This is a genomic window from Cobetia sp. D5, from assembly GCF_035666195.1.
GTDB classification, from domain to species: domain Bacteria; phylum Pseudomonadota; class Gammaproteobacteria; order Pseudomonadales; family Halomonadaceae; genus Cobetia; species Cobetia amphilecti.
In genome coordinates, this window is sequence record NZ_CP142020.1 from 385,220 (window position 1) to 411,817 (window position 26,598).

The window sequence follows — 26,598 nt, forward strand, 5'->3', positions numbered from 1 at the left end:
GAGCCTGATAGCGTTCATGAGACACGGTTCCAGCAGCCTTGCGTGACTGCCTTCCCATACGTTGATTCATGCTTTCGGGGCTTGACAATCGTCGCCATGATCTATGGGTGTCGACGTCGCCAAAACCCTACATATGGGGTGTGAGCTGATTTTGGACACAAGATAGTGTTGTTTGGTGGGGCGTGCAAGTGGATAACTTGTGGGTAAGGTGTGGTTGAAAATCCGGCCTTGCCGCTGGGGGATGTCAAGAGTTCAGGTGTTAAATTTTCTGCGCTCCGTCAATGCAGATGGTGCCTGCGCTGCTGGCGCGTAAACGCCCAAATTGGCGTATCATTCGTGACAAATCACCCTGAAAAGGTTACGACGTGGCACAGGAAAGTAACTGCTTGTGAGCTGCTGGCCACGTTGACCCAACGATGCGGATGGAATGCCCTTGGATACCAATGCGCAAGAACATGTATTGATTGTTGAGGATGACGAGCGTCTGGCGACACTGACGCGCGAATACCTCGAAGCCAACAACTTCCGCGTGAGCGTCGAGAATGACGGCGCGCGGGCGGTGGACCTGATCATCAGTCTGCGCCCCGACATCGTGATTCTGGACCTGATGCTGCCGGGCGAGGATGGCCTGTCCATCTGTCGTCGCGTGCGGCCTCAGTTCGCCGGGCCGATCCTGATGCTGACGGCGCGTACCGATGACATGGATCAGGTGCTGGGTCTGGAGATGGGCGCCGACGATTACGTGCCCAAGCCGGTGCAGCCGCGTGTATTGCTTGCACGCATGCGGGCCTTGCTGCGTCGCGCCGATGGCCCCGAAGTGGCCGCCGGTGAGACGCGCCTGGTGTTCAATGATCTCGAGATCGACAACGCCACCCGTGAGGCGTGGTTGGCGCGCGAGCGCATCGAGCTGACCAGTGCCGAGTTCGACCTGCTGTGGCTGCTGTCCTCGAACGCGGGACGCGTGCTGACGCGCGAGGAAATCTTCTCTGCGCTGCGCGGCATCAAGTACGACGGCCAGGACCGCTCCATCGACGTGCGTGTCTCGCGCATCCGCCCCAAGATTGGCGATGACCCCAATCATCCTGAGCGGATCAAGACGGTGCGCAGCAAGGGATACCTGTTCGTCAAGGACCTCTAGACGATGCGCCGGGCTCTCTCCGACAGCATCTTCCTGCGTGTCTATGTCGCCTTGCTGGTGGCATTGGTGCTCACGCTGGGCATCGCGCTGGGCGGTTTTCAGCTGACCAACATGGTCCGGCTGGAGGCCTACCAGACGCGTCTGGGCGCGGCGCCGATGCGCCTGCTGGTGAGCCAGATCGCGGCCACGCCGGAGGTTGAGCGCGGGGCCTTCCTCAATCGGACCGCCCGGCTGCTGGATGGGCGGTTGTTGCTGGCACCGGCGGCGGTCTTTGACCTCAGCTGGTGGGAGCAGCGCCGCCTTGAGGCCGGGCGGCCGCTGGTGCGGCCACATGATGACGCCGGCTGGCAGCTGCTGATGGCGGTGCCGGGCGAAGAGAGAGTGCTGGAATTCCGGCTGCTGCATCTCGCGGAGCGGCAGTTGCGCGGGTTGATGGTGTCGCTGCATGACACCCTGCAGCCCATGAATGCCGAGCAGCGCAGCGACTTGCTGGCCCAGCTGCAGCAGGCCTCCGGTCTTTCCTTCGCGCTGCTGCCGGACATTCCGCAGAATCTCGATGCGCAGCAGGCCAGTCGCCTGGAGGCCGGTCGGGTGGTGCTCAATGTGGCCAGTCACGGCCAGGCGATGGCGCTCTATACTCGTCTAGGGGACCGCGCCATGCTCAAGGTGGGGCCCATCCGCGGCTTCGAGACGACACCGCCGGCCTTGATCATCGCCATGATACTGGCGGTCATCAGTCTGCTGGGCGGCGTCATCTATCTGGTGGTGCGTTCACTGGAGGCGCGTCTGACGCGTCTGGAAAAGGCCGCGACACGCATCGCGGGCGGCTATCTCGATACGCGGGTGCGCATCGAGTCCAATGACTTTCTCGGGCGTCTCGGCATGGCCTTCAATGGCATGGCCGAGCGGGTGCAGGGGTTGCTGGGCGCGCAGCAGGACATGATTCGGGCGGTCTCGCATGAATTGCGCACGCCGGTGGCACGTATCCGCTTCGCGCTGCAGATGATCGAGGACATGGTCGATGATGATTTCGTCCAGCGTCAGATAAAGGGCGCAGACGGCGACATCGAGGAGCTCGACAAGTTGATCGACGAGATCCTGACCTACGCACGCCTCAACAATGCCGCCGGTATCCAGCTGGACCTCGGCATGGTGGATTGCCGCGAGATCGCGGAGCAGGTCTGCGAGACGCTGGCGCCGTTGCATCCTGAATTGCTGCTGAGCATCGAGGGCGAGGCGCTGGAGGTCGAGGCCGAGGCACGCTATCTGCAGCGGGCGCTGCAGAATCTGGTCTCCAATGCCTGCCGTCACGCGGATTCCCGTGTGCTGGTGCGCATCACCAGTGACCCGCAGGTGGTCAGGCTCGATGTCGAGGACGATGGCCCCGGCATCAATGAGGAAGATCGCAAGAAGGTCTTCAAGCCCTTCGCGCGCCTGGACGATTCGCGTACGCGTGCCTCCGGCGGCTACGGGCTGGGGCTTTCCATCGTGCAGAAGATCCTGCATTCCCACGGCGGCAGCGTGGTGGTGGATAAGGGCAGGTCGCTCAAGGGCGCGCGCTTCAGCCTGTTGCTGCCACTGACCTCCAGTCAGCTGGAACGCAAGGCGCCTGTGCCCTTGCCGCCGGTCAAGCCGCCGTCACTCCAGGACGAGCACGCCACCTGATCACGACCGTTTGAGGAATCGGCCATGCGGCAATCTTCCTTGTCACTGAATCCTGACTTGATCGGCGCGTGGCGGCTCGAGCGTTTCTGGTATGCCTGGCCGGATGGACGCGAGCTGGAACCGCTGGGCGAGTGCAAGGGACAGCTGCATTACATGGCCAATGGCTATATGAGCGTGCAGCTGGTGTCCTGTGAGCGTCAGCCTCTGGGGATGGCGCCGACGGATGATCAGCTGGTCGCCGCCTTTCGTGAGGGCTTTGCCTACTGTGGGCGCTGGCAGTGGGACAGTGAGCGGGAGGAGGTCTGCCATCATCTGTCGCTGGCCACGATCGCCGATTGGGATGAAGTGACGCTTGTGCGGCGCGTCACGCTCGAGGGAGATCGCCTGCTGCTGGGGACCGATGCGCCGAATCTGCAGCTGCCCGAAGGGGGATTTCTGACCTGGCTGGAGTGGCATCGATTGGCGACTGTGTGAAGTGATTGTCGAAAAGGCTTGACGTGATCATGGGTTAGCGTGCAATGTAGCCCCTGTTGGATAGCAAGACGCACCACTCAGTCGCCTGTGCTGCTCGGTAAATCGCCTTGAGCGCCCCGAGAAGCCTCGCTGATTTGATGCATGGTTTTGCTTTGCCCACGCTCTTCGGGTAATGCCCGTTATTTCAAACATGCTAATCAGAGAGGAATTTCTCATGGCTACAGGTACAGTTAAGTGGTTCAACGACGCTAAAGGTTTTGGTTTCATCGCTCCGGCTGACGGTGGTGACGATCTGTTCGTTCACTTCTCCGAAGTCCAGGCTGATGGCTTCAAGACCCTGCAGGACGGCCAGCAGGTCTCCTTCGACGTGACTCAGGGCCAGAAAGGCCTGCAGGCAGCCAACGTCAAGGCTATCGACTGATCATCACTCATTGCGGAATGCTTTCCGCTTGAGATGATAGATGTCAAGAACCGCCCCAGCTCATGCTGGGGCGGTTCTGTTTGTGCTGAAGAAAAAGTCTTGGACGCAAGCCGTAGTGATATGGCGTGAACAAGCATTGAACAGTACTAACAAGAAGCCCCACCACTCGACAGGCCGCAAGGCATCGAGTAGTGGGGCTTTCGTGTATCTATCCCACGTAAGCGCTGAGGCCCGGGTATCAGGCAGGCTTCACGCCACTCAGCACCTCGAATGATGTCTCACGGGCGGTACGCAGGAAGTCGTCCATCCACGGCGTGCCGAGCAGATCTTCTCTGACGGCGGCGTAAAGCGTCGCCCAGACACCGTCGCCCAGCGACAGGCCGCGCACGTAATCGCGGGTCAGATACTCGGCCAGCGCCCAGTTGGGGAGCGCCGTGACGCCGCGACCGCTGGCGACCAGCTGCATCATCATCACCGTCATCTCGGCACTGCGGATCTCGCGTGGGCTCACGTTAGCCGGTTCGAGGAACTGGGTGAAGACGTCCAGGCGATCATGCTCGACCGGATAGATGATCAAGGTCTCGTCGCACAGGTCCTGCGGCTCCACATGGCCCTTGATGGCCAGTGCATGCTGGCGTGCCACGGCCAGCATGACCTCATAGCGGAACAGCGGAATGTACTGGATGCCGGTCATCTCCACCGGGTTGGCGGTGATGACCAGGTCCAGCTGCTCGCGGCCCAATGCCTGCAGGGGAGCGAAGCTGTGGCCCGAGGGGATATCGACTTCAATCTCCGGCCAGTGATCGCGGAAGCGATCCACTGTCGGCATCAGCCACTGAAAGCAGCTATGGCACTCGATGGCCATGTGCAGCCGGCCCTGCTCGCTACCCGCCATGCGAGCAATGTCGCGCTCAGCCATGCGGAACTGCGGCAGTACCTGCTCTGCCAGCGACAACAGGCGCTGTCCGGCGCGGGTGAACTCCACGGGGCGCGTCTTGCGGATGAACAGCGGCGCGCCCAGGCGCTCCTCGAGGTCCTTCAGCTGATGGGACAGGGCGGACTGGGTGAGGTGGACACGCTCCGCGGCTTCGACCAGCGAGCCAGCATCACGCAGGGCCAGCAGGGTACGCAGATGGCGCAATTCAAGCATGATGAATGGTGCTCATGTTGAGAGGTTGAGTGAGAAAGGTACGTTGTGAACGGCAAGTTGAGACAGGCCAGCTGAGACAGGCAAGCCGAGAACGATAAGTTGAAAGTTCTGGCGCAAGCCGCGCGCGGGTCAATCACTCCCGCGTGACTGGATCAGTGGGAGAGTGGCAGCGGGATTTTCTCCCCGCCAAGCCACCATCGTGACGCGCGGCTGCCCGAGGGCGCTCATGACACTGTCTCATATTCATGGCGATTCGCGTATCACTCGGGGCGTGCGGAACACGAAGGGCGCCGGAGTCAGGCGCCAGGAGGGTGTCATGCAAGGCCGGCAGGGCACGCGCCTTGTACCCTCAGTGCATTCCCATCCCCACAAGCCTCACTGCGCTTGATAGACTTTGGCAGGGTGCGCCAGGAAGGCCGCCGTCTCCGCCTTGAAGTCCAGCCATGCCGCAGTGTCTCATCATCAGAGTCCTGCGCTGCATCTTGTCGTCCGACATGCCCAGGGAGGGTTCATCATGTCACGTCATTGCTGTCGTCTTTTTGCCATTTCCCGTGCGTTGCCCCATAGGTGGGCCGCGAGTCTCACGCCAGGGATGATCGCTGCCGGTCGAGCGGGCTTGCGCCTGTCGCCCCTGGCGGTGCCCATGCTGCTGGCGGGATGTACCTCCCTGCCGTGGAGTCAGGATGCCACGACAGGGACGGATGCTGGCCAACCGCCGCTCAAGGTGCCGGCCCCCGCGCAGGGCCCGGGCCCCGTGGTGCATGAGGTGGCGAAGAAGCCTGCGCCGCCCAGTGCGGAATCGCTGGGCAAGGCCGCTGCGGTGACCTTGCCCTCCAGCTTTCTGCCACCGCCCCGGGCGAGTGAGTATCAGGTGTGGCGCTGTACTCCGGCGCAGGATCTGCTGATGGCCTTCAGCGAAGGCGACGCCGAGGCGTCGCATGACTGGTTGCGGCTGTGGTCGCGGCGGCATGCCTATACCCTGGAGCGGGTCGTCAGTGCCTCGGGCGAGCGCTATCAGGCCAATGCCGGTGCATCGCCGGCCGAGAAGGCGTCTGGTGATGCGCAGGCGTTGCCCGGTGAAGAGGGACTGGAGGTGTGGTTCAAGGGTTCCGAGGCGATGCTGCAGAATGCCCGTGGCAATCTGGAATGTGTACAGGATGATCGGCGCGTGATTCATCCGACGACGCAGAAGCCGCTGTTGGTGGCGCAGGGTAATGAGCCCGGCTGGCAGGTCAGTCTCGACAGCGAGCACAACCTGCTGACGCTGACGGCCATGCAGGGCTTGCTCGAGTCGCCGCACGAGGCGCAGGCATCCGAGCGCTCTGCAAAAGCGGAGGCTGGCGCTCGCTCGTCAGGTGTCCAGGTGGTCAAGCTGCCTTATCGGGTCGCCCGCGAGGCAAACGATAGTCGTGTGCTCAAGGCGCAGCTCCCGGCTGACGGCAAGCAGGGCGAGCCTTTGCAGCTGGTGGTGGCGCCGGGCGCCTGCTTCGATTCCATGCAGGGCGCGCCCTATCCACTGACGGCGACCTTGACGATTGCAGGGCAGGAATTGAAGGGCTGTGGCGAGGCGTTCCGTTATCAGTCGGCAGTCGAATAAGGGTGATGACTGACTAACTGTTCGCTTTTTTCGAATGATATGGGCGATTTAAGTCGCTTTTCGTGTGGAATGGTTCATTTATCATGCTGTGCATGCGGATCGGGTCGAACACCGTCGACAGGATCGCGCCTCACTTTCATGGAGACCCTCCACATGTCAAAAGCTTCGCTCAATGTCCTGCTGGTGTCTGCTTCCCTGTTCGCCGACAAGGGCAATTCACGTGCGCTGGCCTCATCCTTCGTCAGTGCGCTCGAGGCCTCCGGGCAGCCATTTCAGCTGACGCATCATGATCTGGTCGAGCGTGACCTGCCGCATCTCGATGGCGCGGAAATGCAGGCCTGGATGGCGCCGGTGGATGAGCGCAGCGCCGAGCAACGCAAGCTCGCCGCACTGTCCGATGGTTTTCTGGCCGAGCTGAGAGCGGCAGACCTGCTGGTCGTCGCGGCACCGCTCTACAATCTGGGCCTGCCGACGCAGATGAAGGCGTGGTTCGACCGGGTGCTACGTGCCGGCGAGACCTTCCGCTATACCGAGAAAGGGCCGGTGGGCCTGCTGGAAGGCAAGCAGGCGCTGGTACTGGCGGCGCGTGGCGGCATGTACGCGGGCACTGAAATGGACTCCCAGACACCGCATCTCAAATCCATGGTTGGGCTGATGGGGATCACGGATCAGCACTTCGTGTATGCCGAAGGCCTCAGCATGGGCGATGAGCCGAGGGCCGCCTCGCTGGCCGAGGCCAAGGCTGCCATCGCCAATCAGGTGGAAGCCCTGCAGTTCCGCTGAGAGAAGTGAAAACACGAACGCCATCGCCGCCCGGACAAGGGGTGGCGATGGCGTTCGTGTTTGTGGAGAGCCAAAGGGAATCGCTGGCGCCGGTCAGTCGCTGACGTCGATCAATCGCGGGAATCGAGCACTTCCAGCGCTCCCTTGAGGCGCGCATGCAGTTCTTCCAGCGGCGGCTGGGCGCCGCCTTGCGGCCAGCCCGCCGTCAACACCACGCCATCGGCACCATAGTCGCTGGCATCCACCGGCACATCGTAGCCGCTCAACCAGTGGCGAACATCGGCTTCATGGGCGAAGCCGACTTTCAGGCGCCTGGGCGTGCGCGGCGTGAAGGTCGTGGTGGGCAGGTGCTCGAGCGCCTCGAGCACCGCGCGGCTGTATGCGCGCGCCAGGCCGCCGGTGCCCAGCTTGATACCGCCGAAGTAGCGGATCACCACACAGGCCACCTGGCCGACGCCACTGCCTTCGAGCACCTGATACATCGGCCTGCCAGCAGTGCCGCCCGGCTCGCCATCATCGGAGAAGCCGATGGCGTTCTGCTCATTGGGTGCCCCGGCGATGAACGCCGTGCAGTGATGGCGTGCGTTGGGGTGGGCGAGATGCGCCTGAGCCAGCAGCCGCGTCATGCCTTCTGGCGTCGGGGCATGGGCCAGCCAGGCGATGAAGCGGCTCTTCTCGATCTCGATGCTGTGTTCATGATGCGCCTCGGGCGCCAGTGCCGGTATCAGATAGGTCATGGCACCATCTTACCAAAGCGTCGCCCTCAGTGAGTGACGGCATTGCCGCGCACCACGCCCATCACCATGCCCAGCACTTCGATATCGGCATTCTTGAGATAGATGGGGGCCATGCTGTCGTTGGCCGGTTGCAGGCGCACGCCGGTCTTCTCGATATACAGCTTCTTCAGCGTCACTTCCTGCTGATTGATCATCACCACGGCGGTCTCGCCGTTCTCGGCGCTTTCGCTGCGTTCGATGATGATGATGTCGCCATCATGGATATTGCAGTTGATCATCGAATGGCCGCGCACGCGCAGGGCGTAGGTATTGCGGCGCACCATGCGCGTCGGCACGGCAACCGTACCGCAGTCGGCGATGGCTTCGATGGGCATGCCGGCAGTGATGTTGCCGAGCAGCGGGATATCCATCATGTCGCTGGCGGTGATTTCCTGCCAGGCCTGGTCATTGAGCGGCAGGTTGTGAAGACGCTGAAGGTAGTGCGGAGCGTGAAGACGTGACATGAGCTATCCCCTGATGCCGTACGGTCGGCGCGGATGGTGCGTCGGCCTGCGGTGCAGCGTGGAGGGTCGTCAGGCTGAGTTCATCTGTCGCCTGCTAGGCTCCGCGAACATGCTGACAACGCGTTGAGCCGACCCGATCAGTCTGTGCCTGCACTCGGCAGGCGTGTGATGAAGGTACTGTATGGATACTGTTTTTGTATACAGTGCCTGCATCATAGCAAGCTCTCGCGAAGTGGCAAGAGGTGAGCGGATCGACCAGCGCCAATCCAGCGAAAGTGTGTCGTATGAATGTGCACCACATGTCGCTGATATATTTCTCGAGTGCTTGACTGCCCGTCATGGCGGGGCTGCGAGGCCAGGCGATCGGCTGTTCGGTGGTCAGTGTCGACCTCAGCTCGTAGAATGGCTCGCAGTGACCCTTTGGGTCTGCTTTTGATGTCGCACTCCGCGACGGCTCAGCCGCGAGAATCCGGGATGCCCAGCCTGCCTGCCAGCGATGAAGTCTGTAGCGCGCCGCCTCTGTTGGCGGTCGTGGCGCTCGGCTGTGAGCGTGATGAGCGCTGGCTGTTCGAGGGGCTGGATCTTTCGCTGCATGCGGGAGAGATCCTGCAGGTCGAGGGCCCCAATGGCAGTGGCAAGACCACCCTGCTCAAGATTCTGTCCGGGCAGTTCCATGACTACGAGGGCGAGGTGCTGTGGCGCGGCCAGCCCACCTCGCGGGTGCGTGACGACTTTCTGGGCTCACTGCTCTATCTGGGTCACCAGCCCGGCATCAAGGGCACCCTGACCGCCTTGGAAAACCTTGCCTGGTATCAGGCGCTTGGCGGTCAGCTGCAGGCGAAGGCAGAGGCCCGCAGCGAGCTCGCCTGGGCGGCGCTGGATGCCGTGGGGCTGGCCGGTTTCGAGGATGTGCCTGCCCAGCAGCTGTCCGCCGGTCAGCAGCGACGTATCGCGCTGGCGCGGCTGCATCTGACGCCACGCCGGCTGTGGGTGCTCGATGAGCCCTTCACCGCCATCGATCGCGACGGCGTTCAGGCGCTGGAGGCATTGCTGCTGGCTCACGCCCGGCGTGGGGGCAGTGTGGTGATGACGACCCATCATCGCTTCTCGCAGGCCTCGCGCTTGCGCCGCCTGCGCCTGGGCGCGAAGGAAGGGATGAAGGCCGAACAGGGGCTAAAACAGGGTTCAGAGCAGGGCGTGGGCGGGAAAGACACAGCCTCGATACAAGGCGCCTCGGCATGAACCATGAGCTGCTGACGGCACTGCCCGAGGCCCCGCCCACCAGCTCGCTGGCCGGTGCCTTCAAGGCGACCCTCGCGCGCGACCTGCGTCAGGCGCTGCGCCGACGCAGTGAGCTGATCAATCCGCTGGTGTTCTTCGCCCTGGTGATCACGCTGTTTCCGCTGGGCATCTCACCGGACAAGGCGCTGCTGGCGACGCTGGCACCGGGCCTGCTGTGGGTGGCGGCATTGCTGGCGACGCTGCTGTCACTGGACGGTCTGTTCCGGCAGGATCTGGAGGACGGCAGCCTCGAGCAACTGTTGCTGACGCCGCAGCCATTGTCGTTGCTGGTGCTGGCCAAGGTGGCGGGCCACTGGCTGTTGACCGGCCTGCCGCTGGCGCTGATGGCACCCTTGCTGGGCGTGATGCTGGGGCTGCCGAACGGCGCCTTTGGCGTGTTGATCGCCTCGCTGGCGCTGGGCAGCATGAGTCTGTCGTTGATCGGCGCGATCGGTGCGGCACTCACGGTGGGGCTGCGTCGCGGCGGAGTACTGCTCTCGCTGATCATCCTGCCGCTGTACATTCCGGTGCTGATCTTCGGTGCCGGTGCCGTTCAGAGTGCCGTCAATGGCATGCCCAGTCTGGCCCATCTGGCCATTCTGGGCGCGATGCTGGCGCTGGCCCTGCTGCTGGCGCCGCTAGCCATCGCCGCCGGACTCAGGCTGAGCATCAATGGCTAGCCCGATCAAGAACTGCATGACGCTGCCCGAGCATTCTCGGGCATTCGCAAGGCTCTTCATTGCCCCTGACAAGAGGCCCGTGTGACTGCCGACTCCGACTCTCAGCAAGCGCCTGCCCGCAAGGTCCGCCCCCGCAAGGGCGGGCTATGGCCGTGGCTGCATCGCATGGGCGCACCGGCGACCTTCTTCGCGGCCAGCCAGCGCTGGCTGCCGTGGCTCTGGGCCCTGGCGATCATCGCGCTGGTGGCCGGCAGTGTCTGGGGGCTGGCCTTCGCGCCCGCCGACTACCAGCAGGGCAACAGCTTCCGCATCATCTATGTGCATGTGCCGGCGGCGATTCTCGCCCAGTCGTGCTTCATGCTGCTGGCGGTGTGCGCGCTCATCTTCCTGGTGTGGAAGATCAAGCTGGCGGACATGGTCGCCACGGCCGCCGCGCCCGTCGGTGCCCTGATGACGGCGCTGGCACTGTTTTCCGGCTCGGTGTGGGGCATTCCCACCTGGGGCACCTGGTGGATCTGGGATGCCCGGCTGACCTCGATGCTGATCCAGCTGTTCCTGTATCTGGGCGTGATCGTGCTGCGTGGCTCCTTCGCCAGCCGTGACAGCGGTTCGCGCGCGGCCTCGATCCTGGCGCTGGTCGGCATGGTCAACATCCCGATCATCAAGTATTCGGTGGACTGGTGGAGCACACTGCATCAACCGGCCACCTTCACGCTCAGCGAAGCGCCGCCGATGCCGGCCAGCATGTGGATCCCCTTGCTGATGATGGTGATCGGCTTCTACGCCCTGTTCGGCGCGTTGGTGCTGATGCGCACGCGGGTCGAGGTGCTGAGGCGCGAGAGTCGCAAGCAGTGGGTACGTGATCTGCTGAGTCCGTCTTCGCGTGCGCGCCCCGATGCTGGGGTAGTCGCGGCAGAAGGGGACAAGCCATGAACCTGCCGGGCATCGCCTTCTCGAATGTCAGCGAGTTCTTCGCCATGGGCGGCCATGCGCTGTATGTGTGGTCGGCCTGGGGGCTGACGGCGGCGTGTCTGGTGGGGCTGGTGATCGCCACGCGGCTGTCGCGTCGCGCGCTGGAGGCGGATATCCGTCGCCGGCTGCGCCGTGACGCTTCTCGTCATTCTTCGCACCCTGCTTCACACCGCGCTTCGCATCGTTCGTCACATCAGGCTTCGCGCCACACCTCTCGTGATTGAACCTGTTTTCTGCCTCCCGCTGCGGTTGTCCCGCTGGCCGCGAGAGGCTTGTCCGTCCCTTGCCCTGATCGAGCCCTGACCATGACTCCCAAACGCAAGCAGCGCCTGTATATCGTCACGGCCATCGTGCTGCTGGCCGCCCTCGCGGTGGGCCTGACCCTCTATGCCCTGCGCGCCAACATCAACGCCTTCTATACCCCGACGCAGATCGCCACCGGCGAAGCGCCCCAGGGGCGGCAGATCCGTGCGGGCGGCATGGTGCGTGATGGCAGTGTCAGGCGCGACAACGAGACGCTGGATGCCATCTTCACCGTCACGGATTTCGATCATGACGTGACGGTGCATTATCAGGGCATCCTGCCGGACCTATTCCGTGAAGGGCAGGGCGTGGTGGTGATGGGCACCTTCGATGGTGAGCATCTCGAGGCCAGCGAGGTGCTGGCCAAGCATGACGAGAAGTACATGCCGCCGGAGGTGTCGGAGGCGCTGAAGGCCTCCGGGCGCGATATCTCTGGTAACAGGACGGGCAACCTGACCAGCGACAGCAGTGCAGCCAAGGCCGCGCTCGTTCCGCAGGAGACCCCGTGATGGTGACGCAACTGTTGCCGGAAATCGGCCACTTCGCGCTGATTCTGGGTGCCTGTCTGGCCTGTGTGCAGGCGGTCGTACCGCTGGCGGGGGCCAGTACGCGCCGTCCGCTGTGGATGAGCTTCGCCCAGCCGATGGCCTGGGGGCAGTTCCTGTTCGTGCTGATCGCCTATGCCTGCCTGACCGCGAGCTTCCTGCTGGATGATTTCAGCGTCGCCTACATCGCCAACAACTCCAACAGCCAGCTGCCGTGGTACTTCAAGTTCAGCGCCGTGTGGGGCAGCCATGAGGGCTCGGTGCTGCTGTGGAGCCTGATACTGGCCGGCTGGGGCTTTGCCGTCTCGCTGGGCGCGCGCCATCTGCCGCGCGACATGCTGGCACGGGTGCTGGGCATCATGGGGCTGATCTCCACCGGCTTCCTCGCTTTCGTACTGCTGACCTCCAACCCCTTCGCGCGCCTGCTGCCGGACATGCCGGCTGACGGCGCGGACCTCAATCCGCTGCTGCAGGACATCGGGCTGATCATCCATCCGCCGATGCTCTACATGGGCTACGTGGGCTTCTCGGTGGCGTTCGCGTTCGCGATGGCGGCACTGATGGGCGGGCGTCTCGATGCCGCCTGGGCACGCTGGGCGCGCCCCTGGACCAACATCGCCTGGGCCTTCCTCACCGTCGGCATCGCGCTGGGCAGCTGGTGGGCCTACTACGAGCTCGGCTGGGGCGGCTGGTGGTTCTGGGACCCGGTGGAGAACGCCTCCTTGATGCCGTGGCTGGCCGGTACCGCCCTGATCCACTCGCTGGCGGTCACCGAGAAGCGCGGCGCCTTCAAGAGCTGGACGGTGCTGCTGTCGATCTTCGCCTTCTCGCTGTCACTGCTGGGTACCTTCCTGGTGCGCTCCGGCGTGCTGACCTCGGTGCACGCCTTCGCCAGTGACCCTGATCGCGGGCTGTTCATTCTGGTGCTGCTCGGCATCACCGTCGGTGGCTCGCTGCTGCTGTTCGCGCTGCGCGCACCGCGCGTGCGTTCGACGCTGGGCTTTCATTGGCTGTCGCGGGATGCCTTCCTGCTGGTCAACAATCTCGTGCTGCTGGTGATGATGGTCACCGTGCTGCTGGGCACCCTCTATCCGCTGGTGCTGGACTCGCTGGGGCTGGGCAAGATCTCGGTGGGCCCGCCGTACTTCAATGCGCTGTTCGTGCCGCTGACCACGCTGCTGTGCGCCTTCATGGGCCTCGGGCCGGCCTCGCGCTGGAAGCAGATGCCGGGGCGCGAGCTTACGCGTCGTCTGGCGCTGGCCGGCAGCGCGGCACTCGTCATCGGGGGCCTGCTGCCGCTGACGCTGGATATCGAGTGGACCTTCTCGGTGGCGCTCGGACTGGTCATCGCGCTGTGGGTGGTGCTGCCGCTGCTGCGCGACCTGTGGGACAAGAGTGCCTCGAAGGCGGGTCGCTGGGCGGGGCTCAAGCGCCTCACGCCCAGCTACTGGGGCATGCAGCTGGCGCATCTGGGGCTGGCGGTGACCATCGTCGGCGTGACGCTGGTCTCAAATACCGAGGTCGCCGAGAACGTGCGCATGGTGCAGGGCAAGGAAGTCAGCGTGGGCGGCTATCAGTTCCGCATGACCGAACTTGGCGAATATCGTGGCCCCAACTACCTGTCGGACCGCGCCACGGTGGAGGTCAGCCGTGATGGCAGGGCGGTGACGACACTGCATCCCGAGAAGCGTCTGTTCCTGGCCAGCGGCATGCCGATGACCGAGACTGCGCTCGATGCCGGCTTCACGCGTGACCTCTACGTCGCCATGGGCGAGAAGCTGGATGACGACAGCTGGGCGGTACGCATCCAGGTCAAACCCTTCGTGCGCTGGCTGTGGCTGGGCGCCCTGCTGATGGGCGCGGGCGGCGTGATCGCCGTGCTGGATCGCCGTTATCGCCGCCGTGTCGAGGCCAGCACGGCGTCTGACACCCGCACCCTCGTCACACAGGAGGCTCGCCCATGAATGTTCGTCGTCTGGTGCTGTTCGTGCCGCTGGTGGTCGTGGTGGGACTGGGTGCCTTCCTCTACCAGCGCCTCGATGATGACCCCTATGCACGGGACTCCGCGCTGCTGTCGCGGCCCTTCCCCGAATTCTCGCTCAGCACCTTGAGTGATCCGCAGGCGCGCCTCGATGCCTCGCTGCTCAAGGGGCAGGTCAGCCTCATCAACGTCTGGGGCGAGTGGTGCCCGACCTGCAAGCACGAGATGCCGCAGCTGCTGGATCTCGCCGAGCGGGGCGTGCACATGGTCGGCGTCGACTACAAGGACACCCGCGCCAAGGGCCGCCAGTTCCTGGAGGAATTCGGCAACCCGTTCAGCGTCAATCTGTTCGACCCCGAGGGCACGCTGGGCTTTGATCTCGGCGTCTATGGGGCACCGGAAACCTTCCTGGTCGATGCCGAGGGCGTGATCCGCTATCACCACACCGGCTACATCCGGCCCGAAGATGTCCGCGACGTCATCCTGCCGACGCTGGAGCGCATCGCGGAGCCCGCGACTGATGCCGCCAGCACGCCCGATGAGGAGGCCAGCTCATGAAATCCGTGCTCAGGAGTTTCGCCATCCCGCTGGTGCAGGCGCTGGTGGTGCTGATGTTTCTCGCCTGGCTGTCAGCCGGCAAGGCGCATGCCGCCATCGAGATGCATCAGTTCGACAACCCGGTGCTGCAGAAGCGCTACGACAGCCTGACCGCCGCGCTGCGCTGCCCCAAGTGTCAGAACCAGGCGATCGGTGACTCGGATTCCCCCATCGCCGGTGACATGCGCCAGAACGTGGCGGACCTGCTCAAGGACGGCCGCAGTGACAGCGAGATCCAGAATTTCATGGTCGCGCGCTTCGGCGAGTACGTGCTCTACAACCCGCGCCTCGATGGGCGCACCTGGCTGCTGTGGGGCGGTCCGGCTGTCCTGATCCTGCTCGGCTTGCTGGTCGTGACCCTGATCGTGCGCGCCCGGCGGCGTGCACGTGTGCGTGCGCTGGATGATGATGAGCAGGCGCGCCTGTCGGCACTGCTTGCCACGCACCGCCAGTCCATTGATGAGCAGCCTGGTGATGAGCAACCCGGCGCTGGGCAACACACTGCCAAGGAGCGCTCATGATCCTGTTATGGCTGGCGATTGCCGTGCTGTTGATTCCCGCCGGCTGGCTGCTGTTGCTGCCGTTGCGGCGGGCGCGTCGCGTGCATGCCGATCAGCAGGCGTTCGAGGACAACGACAGCCTCGGCGCCGAGAACGTGCGTGTCTATCGGCGTCGACTGGCCTCGCTGGAGCGCGGCCATGCGCGTGGCGAGCTGGATGACACGGCGCTGGCGGAAGGGCGGGTCGAGCTGGAACGCAGCCTGCTGGAAGATGCTGAATCCCTCAAGCGCTCTCCGCTCAAGGCGGCCAGCAGCGGGCGCGTGCTGGTGCCCGTGTTGCTGGTGGCGATGGTGGCGGGCTCGCTCTACTGGTATCAGCGCGAAGGCGCGAGCGGGGACCTGGCGCTGGCGCAGGCGATTGCCGCCACGCCGATCCATGATGCTGCCAGCTTCGAGGCGCGCATCGCTCGGCTGCGCGCCGAGGCCGAGGCCCAGCCCGACAACGCCAAGGTGTGGATGGCGCTGTTCCCGCTCTACCGCGATGCCGGCCGTCTCGATGAGGCCATGCAGTCGCTCGAGGCGTTGATTGCGCTCGAGGGCCGAGTACCTGCGCTGATCGCGCAGCTGGCGCAGCTCAAGTTCTTCGCGGCCCAGCGTACCCTGACCGATGAGGTCCAGACGCTGGTCGATGAAGTGCTGGCGGCCGATCCTCGTCAGCCGACGGTACTCGGCCTGCTCGGGATCGAGGCCTTCGATCAAGCCCGCTATCCCGAGGCCATCGATTACTGGCGCAAGGCGATTGCCGGCTTCGAGAATCCCGATGCCGCCAAGGCGCTGCGCGAAGGCATCAAGGCCGCACGCCAGCGCATGGCCAGTGCCGGTGATGTCGATGCCTCGGTCGCCCTGGCCAACTCGGTCGCGCCAGATCAAGGCGCGGCGGCTGATCAGGACAGCAAGGAGGGCGCTGCACGTCTGACGCTCAAGGTGTCATTGGACCCGACGCTCGAGGCTCAGCTGGCGGCGCTGCCGGTCAGTGCCGAAGCGGCGACCCTGTTCATCGTGGCGCGTGATGGCGAAGGCAAGCTGCCGCCGCTGGCAGTAGTGCGCACCACCGCGGACAAGCTGCCGCTGACGCTCACTCTGTCGGACGACAACGCCATGGCCCCGATGGCGCGGCTCTCGATGGCCGAGCGCGTCACGCTCGTGGCGCGCATCTCCGCTTCCGGGCAGCCGACGGCCCAGCCGGGGGATCTCGAAGGCAAGCTCGAGAATGTCATCGTCACCCGCAGTGCTGACGCCGATGACGAGAAAGGCGCTGATGCATCACAGGCACCGCTGGCACTGCGCATCGATCACCGCATCACTCAGTAAGCCGCGATTGGCCCCTGGCCCGCGCGATGACGGCTTCGTTTGTCATTGCGCCGGTTGGGGCCATCGCCGCTTTTGGGTAGACTGCGCGCTGGTTTTTCGAAAATACCCTCGATGACCGGCTGTCTCGTCGTAAGGACATGTTTACCTTGCGGCGGTGCGGGCTCTTATCGAAAGGCCTGCGACGCCGCGGTATTTCAGGTTTTCCTGCGTCATAGCTTCTTTCTCCAGAATTATTTCTAAAGACCTTCTTTCTCCAGACTCAAGGACGCGCCAGGCGCAATGCGGCTCAAATCGATCAAGCTGGTCGGCTTCAAATCCTTCGTCGATCCGGTCACCGTGCCCTTCGACAGCAACATGACGGCGATTCTCGGCCCCAACGGCTGCGGGAAATCGAACGTCATCGATGCTGTGCGCTGGGTGATGGGCGAGTCCAGCGCCAAGAATCTGCGCGGCGAGTCGATGACGGACGTCATCTTCAATGGCTCCACCGGACGCAAGCCGGTGGGCCAGGCTTCCATCGAGCTGACCTTCGACAATGCCGACGGTAGCCTCGGGGGCGCCTGGTCCGAGTATGCCGAGATCGCCGTCAAGCGTCTGGTGACGCGCGATGGCCAGTCCGGCTACTTCCTCAATGGCCAGAAGTGCCGCCGGCGTGATATCGCCGACGTCTTCCTCGGCACCGGCCTCGGGCCGCGCTCCTACTCCATCATCGGTCAGGGCATGATCTCGCAGCTGATCGAGGCGCGCCCGGATGACCTGCGCAGCACCCTCGAGGAAGCCGCGGGCATCTCCAAGTACAAGGAGCGCCGCCGCGAGACCGAGAACCGCATGAAGCGCACCCAGGAGAACATGGAGCGCCTGGATGACCTGCGTGAGGAACTCGACAAGCAGCTCGAGCGCCTCAAGCGTCAGGCCGAGGCCGCCAAGCGCTATCAGACCCTCAAGCAGGACGAATATCGCCTCAAGGGCGAGCTGGCCGTGCTGCGTCGGCGGGGCCTGCGTGCGCAGCAGCGCGAGCAGCAGTCACGCGTCGCGGAGCTGGAAACCGGCGTCGAGCGCGAGATTCTCGGGCAGCGTCAGTGCGAGAGCCAGCTGGAAGAGCAGCGCTATCAGCACGACGAGCTGGCGGGAGAGCTGGAAACCCATCAGGCCGCCTTCTATGAGACCGGCGCCCAGATCGCGCGCCTCGAGCAGAGCCTCGAGCATGCCCGCACCCGTGAGCAGCAGCTGGCGGCGGATCTTGAGATGGCCAGGCGCGAGCTGAGCGACATACAGCGCGTCGAGGGCGAGGACGGCGAGCGCCTCGAGATGATCGATGCGCGCCTGGAAGACATCGCCCCGGAACTCGAGCTGGCCCGCGAGACCCTCGAAGGGCTCGAGCTGTCATTGGAGGAGGCCGAAGAACGCCGCCAGGACAGCCAGAGCGAGTGGGAGCGCTTCAGTCAGGCCGACAACGAAGCCCAGCGTGGCGCCGAGCGCGCCCAGAGCGAGATCCAGCAGCTCGAGAATGCCATCGCCGACGCCGAGCGCCAGCGCGAGCGCCGCCGCCAGCAGCTGGCGGAGCTGCCGGATGTCGCCGAGCTGCGCGAAGCCCGCGAGGAGCTGCGTGAGCAGCTCGATGAATTGTCGCTCAGCGGCGAATCACTGGAGTCGCGCCGCGAGCAGGCCAGTGAAGCCCGTGAGCAGGCCCAGGCCGATCGTCTGGCGCTGGATGGAGAGCGCGATCAGCTGCGCCAGCGTCGCAATGTCTTGCAGGGCGAGAAGGCCTCGCTTGAGGCACTGATCGACGCGGCGCTGCGTGATGACGATGACAGTCTGGCGAGCCATCTGGAGCAGCACGGGCTCGCCGAGACCCCGGCGCTGGCCGAGGGGCTCGAGGTCGCCGAGGGCTGGGAATCGGCCAGTGCCTGGGTGCTGGGCCCCTTCCTCAAGGCGCGTCTGGCGGCGAGCGAGCCGTCGCGTCTGGCCACGCTGATGGATGAGCTGCCCGGCGGCGAGCTGTTGCTGGTCGATGGCACGCCGGCGTCCAGCGCGGCAGCCCGCCCCGCCGGCACTCTGGCGGCGCAGGTGAGCGGCGCGGATGCCTTGGCCGGTTGGCTGGCCAGCATCCACTGTGTCGAGTCGCAGGCAGCCGCCTGGGCCAGGCGTGATTCGCTGGCCGCGCACGAGAGCGTGCTGACCCCGGATGGCCTGTGGTTGGGGCAGGGCTGGAGCCGCCGTCAGGTGGCCGGTGAACGTGCCGATAGCGTCATCGCCCAGCGGGCGCGCCTCGAGCAGGTGGTGCTGGAGCTCGAGTCACTGGATGAGCGTCTCGAGGAGATCGAGACGCGTCTGGCCGCAGCCGCCGAACAGATTGCCGGCGCCGAGCAGCAGCTCGAGCATCTGCGCGTCGAAGAGCGTGAGCTGGGCGAGCGCCAGCGTGAACTCAGTCTCAAGGAGGCCGGCATCGCCAGCCGCCTGGAGCATGTCGATGGTCGCGCCCGTGAGCTGGATGAGGAGCTCGAGCAGCTGGCGGAAACGCGCGAGACTCAGGCCCTGACGCTGGAGGAGGCGCGCGAGCGCTGGCAGCAGGCACTGGAGGCGGTCGAGAACAACGCCCAGTCGCGCGAGTCGCTGGAGCGTTCACGGCGCGAACATCAGGAGGCGCTGGCCGGGCTGCGTGCCCAGCTGGCGCCCGCGCGTGAGCAGGTCAACCGTCTCGACATGGAGCGTCAGCGCCTGACCACCGAGCGTGACGGCATGCAGGGCCAGCGCATGCGAGCCGTCGAGCAGCGCGAGAAGCTCGCCGAGCGCATCGAGATGCTCGAGGCCAGCCGCGAAGAGGCCTCGCTGCCGCAGGAAGAAGAGCGCGAAAAGCTCGAGATGCTGCTCGAGACACGTCTGTATCAGGAAACCAAGCTCAACGCCTGTCGTGACAAGACTCATGAATTGGTCGAACAGATGCGTCAGGCGGAACAGGCGCGTCAGACTCATGAGCGCAATCTCGAGGGGATTCGTCAGCGCCTCGAGGAAGGCCGCATGCAGGTGCAGGCGCTGACCCTCAAGGGCGATGCGCAGGACGAGCAACTGGTGGAACTGGGTTATGACGAGGCAGCGATCACGCAGCTCGAGGACGAGCTGGACCCCAATGCCACCGAGTCGGCCTGGAGCCACAACCTCGAGCAGATCGGCGAGCGCATCAAGCGGCTGGGGGCCATCAACCTGGCGGCCATCGAGGAATACGACCAGCAGGCCGAGCGTCGCAACTATCTGGAAGCCCAGCATGCCGAGCTGAGCGAAGCGCTGGAGACCCTCGAGCGCGCCATCCGCAAGATTGACCAGGAAACACGGGTGCGCTTCAAGGACACCTTCGACAAGGTCAATGCCGGAATCCAGGCGCTTTTCCCCAAGATCTTCGGGGGCGGAACCGCATGGTTGACGCTAACTGGTGATGATTTGCTGGAGACGGGAGTCGCGATCATGGCGCGGCCACCGGGCAAGAAAAACTCCACCATTCACCTGTTGTCAGGCGGTGAGAAGGCACTGACGGCACTGGCGCTGGTCTTCGCCATCTTCCAGCTCAATCCGGCCCCGTTCTGCATGCTCGATGAGGTGGATGCACCGCTGGATGATGCCAACGTCGGACGCTATGCGAGGCTGGTGAAGGAGATGTCGGAAAGCGTACAGTTCATCTATATCACCCATAACAAGATCGCCATGGAAGCGGCAGATCGGCTGATGGGTGTCACCATGCAGGAACCCGGCGTCTCGCGCCTTGTCTCTGTAGGGATAGAAGAAGCTGCCGTGCTTGCCGAAGCGTGAGGGAAAAGCCGTTCAGGAGGGCAAGGTCATCCTCCGGCGCGGTAGCCAGTGGCCGCCTTGGCGGCCTAGTTGGCAAGATCGTGTTGCATCTAGAGATCGAAAGCACTACGAGTTTGCGTCATAGTGTCAGTCAGGGATAATTGAAGGGCGATTGCGCAGGTCACCACCACAGGATTGACATTCGAAAAAATGTCCCCTTTTTCTGCAATCGCGCTATGCTGTTCACGTGCATGGTGCCCAAGCAAACAGGCTAATGACCCATGGAATTGAGAGAGTGGCTCATCTTGTTGGGGTTGGTGCTGGTCGCAATCATCGTCGTTGACGGTGTGCGCAGGCTCCAACGTCAACGTCGAGTACCCCGACTGGATCGAGCGGGTACAGAGGATTCCACCGACGATGCGGGCAATCCCGCGGTGGAAGAAGAGGAAGAACGTGACAACTGGGAGCTGCCGAACGGCGGCTACCGGGTGGTTGGCGATTCCGAGACGCATGCCGAGGACGAGGAAGATGTCGTGCTCGACAATGCTCATGGCATCAAGGCCTCGCGGGTGACTCAACCGAGTCGTCCGGCGCAGCCCATGGAGCGTCGTGAAGCGCCGGAGCGCAAGGGCTTCGGCGAGCGTGCGGCTGCCTTCGGTGCGCGTGCCAGCCAGTCGATGCGCGACGTGACGGCCAGTCTGGGCGCACGGCGTGATGATGAGCATGAGCACGACGATGCGCATCGTGAGCCCGTGCTCGGCAGCGCCTCCAGTGAGCAGGCCGAGACGGCGCGCGAAGACGACTTCCATGAGAAGCCGGTGATCACCGCCGAGGACGACAGCATCAGCGTCTCCTCCACCCAGGCCGATGATCTCGAGCCGATGGCCGAGATCGAGGAAGGTCAGGATGCGAGGACTGAGGCGTCGTCCGCTGGCAAGCCGGCCGATGTCGCCGACAGTGCTTCCCAGCGCCAGGAGCCTTCGCTGGAAGCGGCCACAGCGCCTGCTGCCGATGCCACAGCGCCCGAGGATGATCGTCATCCGCTGGTGCTGCGTGCCGAACGCAATCAGGTCGATGACCAGCTCGCACGTGACACCCTGGCTGATGCCAGTGAAGTCATCATCATCTCGGTGATGGCGCGCGGCGATGAAGGCTTCAGTGGTGAAGACGTGCTGGGTATCTCGCTGGCCTGTGGTCTGCGTCATTCCGAGATGGGGCTGTTCCTGCGCCACGAGGAAGATGACGACGACAGCCCGCTGCAGTTCGCGATGGCCAACGTGGTCAAACCGGGCATCTTCAAGCCGGCCGAGATGGTGGACAGCCAGCTGGATGGCGTCACCTTCCTGATGCCGCTGCCGGGCGCGGACGACACCTCCGCCGCCTTCGAGACCATGGTCGAGATCGCCATGCTGCTGGTGCGTCGTCTGGGTGGTGAGCTGAAAGACGAGAACCACAGCGTGATGACGGCCCAGACCATCGAGTTCAAGCGCCAGCAGGTGCATGAGTTCGAGCGTCGCAATCGTCTGCATCGCTACCAGGCCAACTGATCGACTCCCCAGCCATTCTCTGAGTCGAGCAGTCATGCCAGAACGCCAACGGCGACCTTCGGGTCGCCGTTGGCGTTTTCGTGTCCTGCCGACCTCTTGCAGCCTTTGACGCTCCCTGCCAGTCGCCCGAAGTGCTTGAATGTGTGGCCTGTCGATCACATTGAGTACAATGGCAGCATCAAGGCGACCCCTCTGCCTGCAAGTCTTTGCAAGCCCTTGCAAGTGCATCAGGTCGGAGGGGTCGCCACCCGTTTTCAGGTCGCTCAGCGCTGCCTTCTGGCAGTGCTGGCGAGCCACTGTTTCGAGTGAGTGTCATGTCAGCCCAGGATGATCTGTTTTCGGCGCCCGCCGATGATTCCAACGCCTCGAGCGCTTCCCGCTCCGCTGCACCGGCCGCGGTGGAAGGCGTACCTGCCAAGGTGATGGAGGAGGTCGCGCAGCTGCATCGCGAGCTGCTTGAGGCCAGCCACCGCTATTACGTGCTGGATGATCCGACGCTGACCGATGCCGACTACGACACGCGCCTGCGCCGTCTCGAGGCGCTGGAAGCCGAATATCCCCAGCTGATCAGCTCGGAATCGCCCACCCAGCGTGTCGGAGCCGCACCGGCCAGCGGCTTTGAAGAAGTGCAGCATGCGGTGCCGATGCTGTCGCTCAACAACGCCTTCGATGACGATGAGCTGCGTGCCTTCGTGCAACGTGCGGCGAAAACGCTGGAGCTGGGAGACGCCCAGGATGCGGGTGACGAGCTGAGCTTCTGCTGCGAGCCCAAGCTCGATGGCCTGGCCGTGTCGCTCATCTACGAGAATGGCGTGCTGGTGCAAGGTGTGACGCGCGGCGATGGCCGCACCGGCGAAGGCATCACCACCAATCTGCGCACCATCCGCTCGATCCCGCTCAAGCTGCGGGGTGATGATCTGCCGGAGCTGCTGGAAGTGCGCGGCGAGGTCTACATGAGCCACGCTGGCTTCGAGGCGCTGAACGCGCGCGGCCGCGACGAGGACGGCAAGGTGTTCGCCAACCCGCGCAATGCCGCCGCCGGCAGCCTGCGCCAGCTGGATTCCAATATCGCCGCCTCGCGTCCGCTGGAATTCTGCGCCTACCAGGTCGCGCGGGTGGACGATGCGCTGCTCGCCAGCGAGGCCGGCCAGAATCATTCCGGCCTGATGGCGCTGCTCAACGACTATGGCTTCCGCACCAGCCCCCAGCTTGAGGTGGTGCGCGGTGCCCAGGGCATCATCGACTACACCCGCCGCCTCGGTGAGCAGCGGGATGGCCTCGATCACGACATCGATGGCGCGGTCATCAAGCTCGATGCACTGCGTCTGCAGCGTGAACTGGGCTTCGTGGCGCGCGCACCGCGCTGGGCCATCGCCTACAAGTACCCGGCGCAGGAGCAGGAAACCACCCTGGAAGGCGTCGATTTTCAGGTCGGACGCACTGGCGCGCTGACGCCGGTCGCCCGGCTGGCACCGGTGCAGGTCGCCGGTGTGGTGGTCTCCAACGCCACACTGCACAACATGGACGAGGTGGAGCGTCTCGGCGTGCAGATCGGTGACAGTGTCATCATTCGGCGCGCCGGCGACGTCATCCCGCAGGTGGTGCGGGTCGCCAGCGAAGGCGCCAGCCGTGTAGCCATCGTGCTGCCGGACGGCTGCCCGGTGTGTGGCTCCGAGATCGAGCGCCTCGAAGGCGAGGTGGTAGCACGCTGCGCGGGCGGGCTGATCTGCGCCGCGCAGCGCAAGGAAGCCCTCAAGCACTTCTCCAGCCGCAAGGCGCTGGATGTCGATGGCCTCGGCGAGAAGCTGATCGAGCAGCTGATCGAGCGTGAGCTGGTCAAGACGCCGGCGGACCTGTTCCACCTGGAAGCTGCCACGCTCGCCGAGCTGCCGCGCATGGGCGAGAAGTCCGCCGCCAATCTGGTCGCCTCGCTGGACAAGAGCCGCAACACCACCCTGGCGCGTTTCATCTACGCCCTCGGCATTCGGGAAGTCGGTGAAGCCACCGCCGCGAATCTGGCCACGCACTTCGGCACCCTGGAAGCGCTGCGTGCAGCGGATCAGGCCGCGCTGGAGGCAGTGGAAGATGTCGGCCCCATCGTCGCCGCGCATATCCATACCTTCTTCCAGCAGCCGACCAACAACGAGACGCTGGAAGCGTTGCTCGCCTGCGGCCTGAGCTGGGAAGAGGTCGAGATCGGTGAGCGCCCCCAGCCGCTGGCAGGCCAGACCTGGGTGCTGACCGGCAGCCTCGACAGCATGACGCGTGATGAAGGCAAGGCACGTCTGCAGGCGCTGGGTGCCAAGGTGGCGGGCAGTGTCTCGAAGAAGACCGCCGGTGTGGTCGCCGGCGAGGCAGCGGGCAGTAAGCTCGAGAAAGCCATGCAGCTGGGCCTCATGGTGCTGGACGAAGAGACCTTCGTGAAGCGCCTGGCCGAATGGGAGTCCGGTGCTGATGCACAGCAGGACAATCCGCAAGACAGTGCGCAAGCCAATGTGCAAGACAGTGCGCAAGACAGCGCGGGAGAGGATGCATGAGTATGGATACGCTGAATGATGCACCGCAGGCGGCGCCACGCCACCCTGATGAAGGACAGGAGCTACCCATGAGCCAGATGCCACTTGATCAGATGGACCCGCGGGACCGCTTCATCGAGGTGCCGCAGACCATGCTGCCCGCCGATACACGGCGCGCCCTGCTGGAAGCCTTCGTCACCCGTCAGGGCTATGACACCACCGATGTCGGCGAAGGCATGGCCGGCTGGGTCGCGGAGCTGGAAGGCCAGCTGTCACGCGGCAAGCTGTTGATCGTCCATGACATCGGCACCGAATCCACCGAGGTGATGACGCTGGAGCAATGGCAGTCCTTCGGTCGCCAGCTGGCGGACGACGAGGAAGAGGGCGACTGAGCCCGGCCAGCGGTCATGCTGTGTTGAGCATGCCCTGACCCTGCCCCTGACCCCGGGGCTGGAAGCGACAACGCCCCTGGCACAGGCCAGGGGCGTTGTCGTTCATGATGCACCAGTTGTTGCACCAGTTGGTGCGGTTAGTGGCGTCTGGCGATGCGCCGGATCATGCGAACCACATCGGCACGACCAGGCTCGAGATCAGCAGGATCAAGGCCCCGCCCAGGCGCGAGGAAATCTGCGCGAAGGGCATCAGCTGCATGCGATTGGCCGCCGAGAGTACGGCGACGTCACCCGTGCCGCCCATGTTGGCCATGCACAGGCCAGCGGTGATGGCGGACTCGATGGGATAGAAGCCGACCAGTTTGCCCACCAGACCCGCACCGAAGGCGGCACCGGCGACGACACCGAACACGATCACCACGTAGGTGATGGTGATGGCATCGATCACCTGGCCCAGATCGGTATAGGCTACGCCGATGCCGAACAGCAGCGCGAAGGTCCAGTTGCCTGCCACGAACCGGAACCATTGGGCGGCGGCCTGATTGATGTTCTCCGGTACCAGGTTGGCGCACTTGAGCACGGCGACCGCGATGATCATCAGCGCGTAGGGGTGCAGCGGAATGACCTTGCCGAGAATCTGGCTGGCGACGAAGAAGCTCAAGGCAATCACCATGCCGATGCCCAGCTGGGACAGGTCAGGCGTGCTCTTCTCTTCGCGGACATTGACGCCCGGCATCATCTGGCCGCCACCGGTCAGCGACGGGAAGCGCTTGCCAAGCCCGTTGAGCAGCCCGGCAATGATGATGGCGAAGACATTGCCCAGGGCCAGTGCCGGCACCAGGATCGAGATATAGTAGCTGGCCGGTTGCCCCAGCAGCTGCTCGTAGATCTGGCTCATCGGCACGGCGCCGGCGCCCATGCCGCCGCCCATGATGGGCAGGGCGATGACCATGACGGCATCCTTGGGCGAGAAGCCCATGACCCAGCCGACCAGCATCGCGAAGAGCGCCGCGAACAGCACCGAGCACAGCAGTGGCAGCGCGAAGCGGGCCCCGACCTTGACCAGCACGCGGGAGTCCATGCCGAGAATGCTGCCGGTGATCAGCGCCGCGATGTAGAAGTTCAGAAAGCCACCGGCCTTCATGAACTCACTGACATTCGCCGTGACTTCCTGCGGCAGCCAGCCGCTGTAGACCAGCGCTGCGGCACCGAAGATGGCGAGAATGGCGCCGCCACCCAGATAGCTGTTGATGATCGGCAGGCGGTCGCCCAGAAAGCCCAGCAGCTCCCCGAGAATCATCATGACCAGCAGCGCGCCGATCATGCCGGCAGGCAGGCTGTCGGTGGCGATGGCGGCGACAAGAACCAGGAAGGACAGGGCGAAGATCGGCAGCGACATGCCGAAGATGCGCGTCTTCTGCCAGGGGGACTCTGCGGCAGGCGTGGCCGTGGCGGTCTGCGAGGAATGTGTCATGCATGCTCCTTGTCCTGCACTCTGTCGTTGCAGGACCTGTTGTCATGCCCGGACGCGTTGGCGTGGCATCGCGGGATCGTTTGGGACGGGGAAGGGACATCATGTTCGCGCACTGGATGCGCGTCACAGGGAGCTTACGGTGTGGCTCCCGAGGGCCAAGTTTTGCGAATTAAAGAAAGCCTTTTGAAACTT

General features: G+C 64.3%; 23 protein-coding genes. 19 read left to right on the forward strand and 4 right to left on the reverse strand.

The genetic code is table 11. The annotated features are described in order from the left end of the window. Positions 1-427: 427 nt before the first annotated feature. The 4 genes from U0O11_RS01760 to U0O11_RS01775 all read left to right on the forward strand — a co-directional run bounded on the left by U0O11_RS01760 (position 428) and on the right by U0O11_RS01775 (position 3,698). On the forward strand, positions 428-1,138 hold the full coding sequence (locus tag U0O11_RS01760; RefSeq protein ID WP_043334706.1) for a response regulator: 711 nt from the start codon (positions 428-430) through the stop codon (positions 1,136-1,138). Positions 1,139-1,141: 3 nt separating this feature from the next. Beyond that, entirely contained in the window at positions 1,142-2,803 is a 1,662-nt protein-coding gene (locus tag U0O11_RS01765; protein ID WP_324691306.1) for an ATP-binding protein, read from the forward strand. 24 nt (positions 2,804-2,827) lie between these two features. Beyond that, positions 2,828-3,277 carry a lipocalin-like domain-containing protein gene (locus tag U0O11_RS01770; protein WP_324691307.1) on the forward strand — a complete coding sequence of 150 codons (450 nt, stop codon included), beginning with the start codon at positions 2,828-2,830 and terminating at the stop codon, positions 3,275-3,277. Between the two features lie 214 nt (positions 3,278-3,491). After that, positions 3,492-3,698: a cold-shock protein gene (locus tag U0O11_RS01775; protein ID WP_043333698.1), complete on the forward strand. Its 207-nt coding sequence runs from the start codon at positions 3,492-3,494 to the stop codon at positions 3,696-3,698. A gap of 238 nt (positions 3,699-3,936) precedes the next feature. Here U0O11_RS01775 and U0O11_RS01780 read toward each other — a convergent pair whose 3' ends face one another. Then, positions 3,937-4,848, reverse strand: a complete 912-nt coding sequence (locus U0O11_RS01780; protein ID WP_054555293.1) for a LysR family transcriptional regulator — start codon at positions 4,846-4,848, stop codon at positions 3,937-3,939. Between the two features lie 616 nt (positions 4,849-5,464). Here U0O11_RS01780 and U0O11_RS01785 point away from each other — a divergent pair. Together U0O11_RS01785 and U0O11_RS01790 are read left to right on the forward strand one after the other, a co-directional pair. Then, positions 5,465-6,445: an MliC family protein gene (locus U0O11_RS01785; RefSeq protein ID WP_324691310.1), complete on the forward strand. Its 981-nt coding sequence runs from the start codon at positions 5,465-5,467 to the stop codon at positions 6,443-6,445. Between the two features lie 153 nt (positions 6,446-6,598). Next, entirely contained in the window at positions 6,599-7,228 is a 630-nt protein-coding gene (locus U0O11_RS01790; protein WP_324691312.1) for an FMN-dependent NADH-azoreductase, read from the forward strand. Positions 7,229-7,338: 110 nt separating this feature from the next. Here U0O11_RS01790 and U0O11_RS01795 read toward each other — a convergent pair whose 3' ends face one another. After that, positions 7,339-7,965: an IMPACT family protein gene (locus tag U0O11_RS01795; protein ID WP_043333702.1), complete on the reverse strand. Its 627-nt coding sequence runs from the start codon at positions 7,963-7,965 to the stop codon at positions 7,339-7,341. Positions 7,966-7,991: 26 nt separating this feature from the next. Next, positions 7,992-8,468, reverse strand: a complete 477-nt coding sequence (locus tag U0O11_RS01800) for a LexA family protein (protein WP_043333703.1) — start codon at positions 8,466-8,468, stop codon at positions 7,992-7,994. 474 nt (positions 8,469-8,942) lie between these two features. On the opposite strand from U0O11_RS01800, the gene ccmA reads away from it, so the two are divergent. From ccmA to U0O11_RS01865, 13 genes are all read left to right on the forward strand, one after another. Beyond that, positions 8,943-9,710, forward strand: a complete 768-nt coding sequence (gene ccmA / locus U0O11_RS01805; RefSeq protein WP_324691315.1) for a cytochrome c biogenesis heme-transporting ATPase CcmA — start codon at positions 8,943-8,945, stop codon at positions 9,708-9,710. Beyond that, positions 9,707-10,429, forward strand: a complete 723-nt coding sequence (ccmB, locus tag U0O11_RS01810) for a heme exporter protein CcmB (protein ID WP_324691317.1) — start codon at positions 9,707-9,709, stop codon at positions 10,427-10,429. The genes ccmA and ccmB overlap by 4 nt, the downstream gene beginning before the upstream one ends. A 165-nt stretch (positions 10,430-10,594) precedes the next feature. Further along, on the forward strand, positions 10,595-11,362 hold the full coding sequence (locus tag U0O11_RS01815; protein ID WP_324692484.1) for a heme ABC transporter permease: 768 nt from the start codon (positions 10,595-10,597) through the stop codon (positions 11,360-11,362). Then, positions 11,359-11,625 carry a heme exporter protein CcmD gene (gene ccmD, locus U0O11_RS01820; protein ID WP_288989849.1) on the forward strand — a complete coding sequence of 89 codons (267 nt, stop codon included), beginning with the start codon at positions 11,359-11,361 and terminating at the stop codon, positions 11,623-11,625. Before U0O11_RS01815 ends, ccmD begins: the two co-directional genes overlap by 4 nt. Before the next feature lie 81 nt (positions 11,626-11,706). Then, positions 11,707-12,213: a cytochrome c maturation protein CcmE gene (gene ccmE, locus U0O11_RS01825; RefSeq protein WP_324691320.1), complete on the forward strand. Its 507-nt coding sequence runs from the start codon at positions 11,707-11,709 to the stop codon at positions 12,211-12,213. Further along, complete coding sequence (locus tag U0O11_RS01830) at positions 12,213-14,213, forward strand: heme lyase CcmF/NrfE family subunit (RefSeq protein WP_324692485.1); 2,001 nt, start codon at positions 12,213-12,215, stop codon at positions 14,211-14,213. The genes ccmE and U0O11_RS01830 overlap by 1 nt, the downstream gene beginning before the upstream one ends. Continuing rightward, positions 14,210-14,788: a DsbE family thiol:disulfide interchange protein gene (locus U0O11_RS01835; RefSeq protein ID WP_324691322.1), complete on the forward strand. Its 579-nt coding sequence runs from the start codon at positions 14,210-14,212 to the stop codon at positions 14,786-14,788. Before U0O11_RS01830 ends, U0O11_RS01835 begins: the two co-directional genes overlap by 4 nt. Next, positions 14,785-15,348: a cytochrome c-type biogenesis protein gene (locus U0O11_RS01840; protein ID WP_442872636.1), complete on the forward strand. Its 564-nt coding sequence runs from the start codon at positions 14,785-14,787 to the stop codon at positions 15,346-15,348. Before U0O11_RS01835 ends, U0O11_RS01840 begins: the two co-directional genes overlap by 4 nt. Beyond that, positions 15,345-16,697 (forward strand): c-type cytochrome biogenesis protein CcmI, encoded by a 1,353-nt coding sequence (gene ccmI / locus U0O11_RS01845; protein ID WP_324691324.1) that lies wholly within the window; start codon positions 15,345-15,347, stop codon positions 16,695-16,697. The genes U0O11_RS01840 and ccmI overlap by 4 nt, the downstream gene beginning before the upstream one ends. A gap of 279 nt (positions 16,698-16,976) precedes the next feature. Then, on the forward strand, positions 16,977-20,498 hold the full coding sequence (gene smc, locus U0O11_RS01850) for a chromosome segregation protein SMC (protein ID WP_324691327.1): 3,522 nt from the start codon (positions 16,977-16,979) through the stop codon (positions 20,496-20,498). Between the two features lie 413 nt (positions 20,499-20,911). Then, complete coding sequence (locus tag U0O11_RS01855) at positions 20,912-22,024, forward strand: cell division protein ZipA C-terminal FtsZ-binding domain-containing protein (RefSeq protein ID WP_324691329.1); 1,113 nt, start codon at positions 20,912-20,914, stop codon at positions 22,022-22,024. Between the two features lie 422 nt (positions 22,025-22,446). Next, the gene (gene ligA / locus U0O11_RS01860) at positions 22,447-24,561 is read left to right on the forward strand and encodes an NAD-dependent DNA ligase LigA (protein ID WP_324692486.1); all 2,115 of its coding nucleotides are present in this window, start codon (positions 22,447-22,449) and stop codon (positions 24,559-24,561) included. Between the two features lie 92 nt (positions 24,562-24,653). Continuing rightward, positions 24,654-24,932, forward strand: coding sequence for a YheU family protein (locus tag U0O11_RS01865; RefSeq protein ID WP_043333752.1), 279 nt, complete (start codon positions 24,654-24,656; stop codon positions 24,930-24,932). A gap of 163 nt (positions 24,933-25,095) precedes the next feature. Here the strand turns inward: U0O11_RS01865 and U0O11_RS01870 are convergent, their stop codons facing one another. Next, complete coding sequence (locus U0O11_RS01870) at positions 25,096-26,406, reverse strand: 2-hydroxycarboxylate transporter family protein (RefSeq protein WP_324691331.1); 1,311 nt, start codon at positions 26,404-26,406, stop codon at positions 25,096-25,098. Positions 26,407-26,598 lie beyond the last annotated feature (192 nt).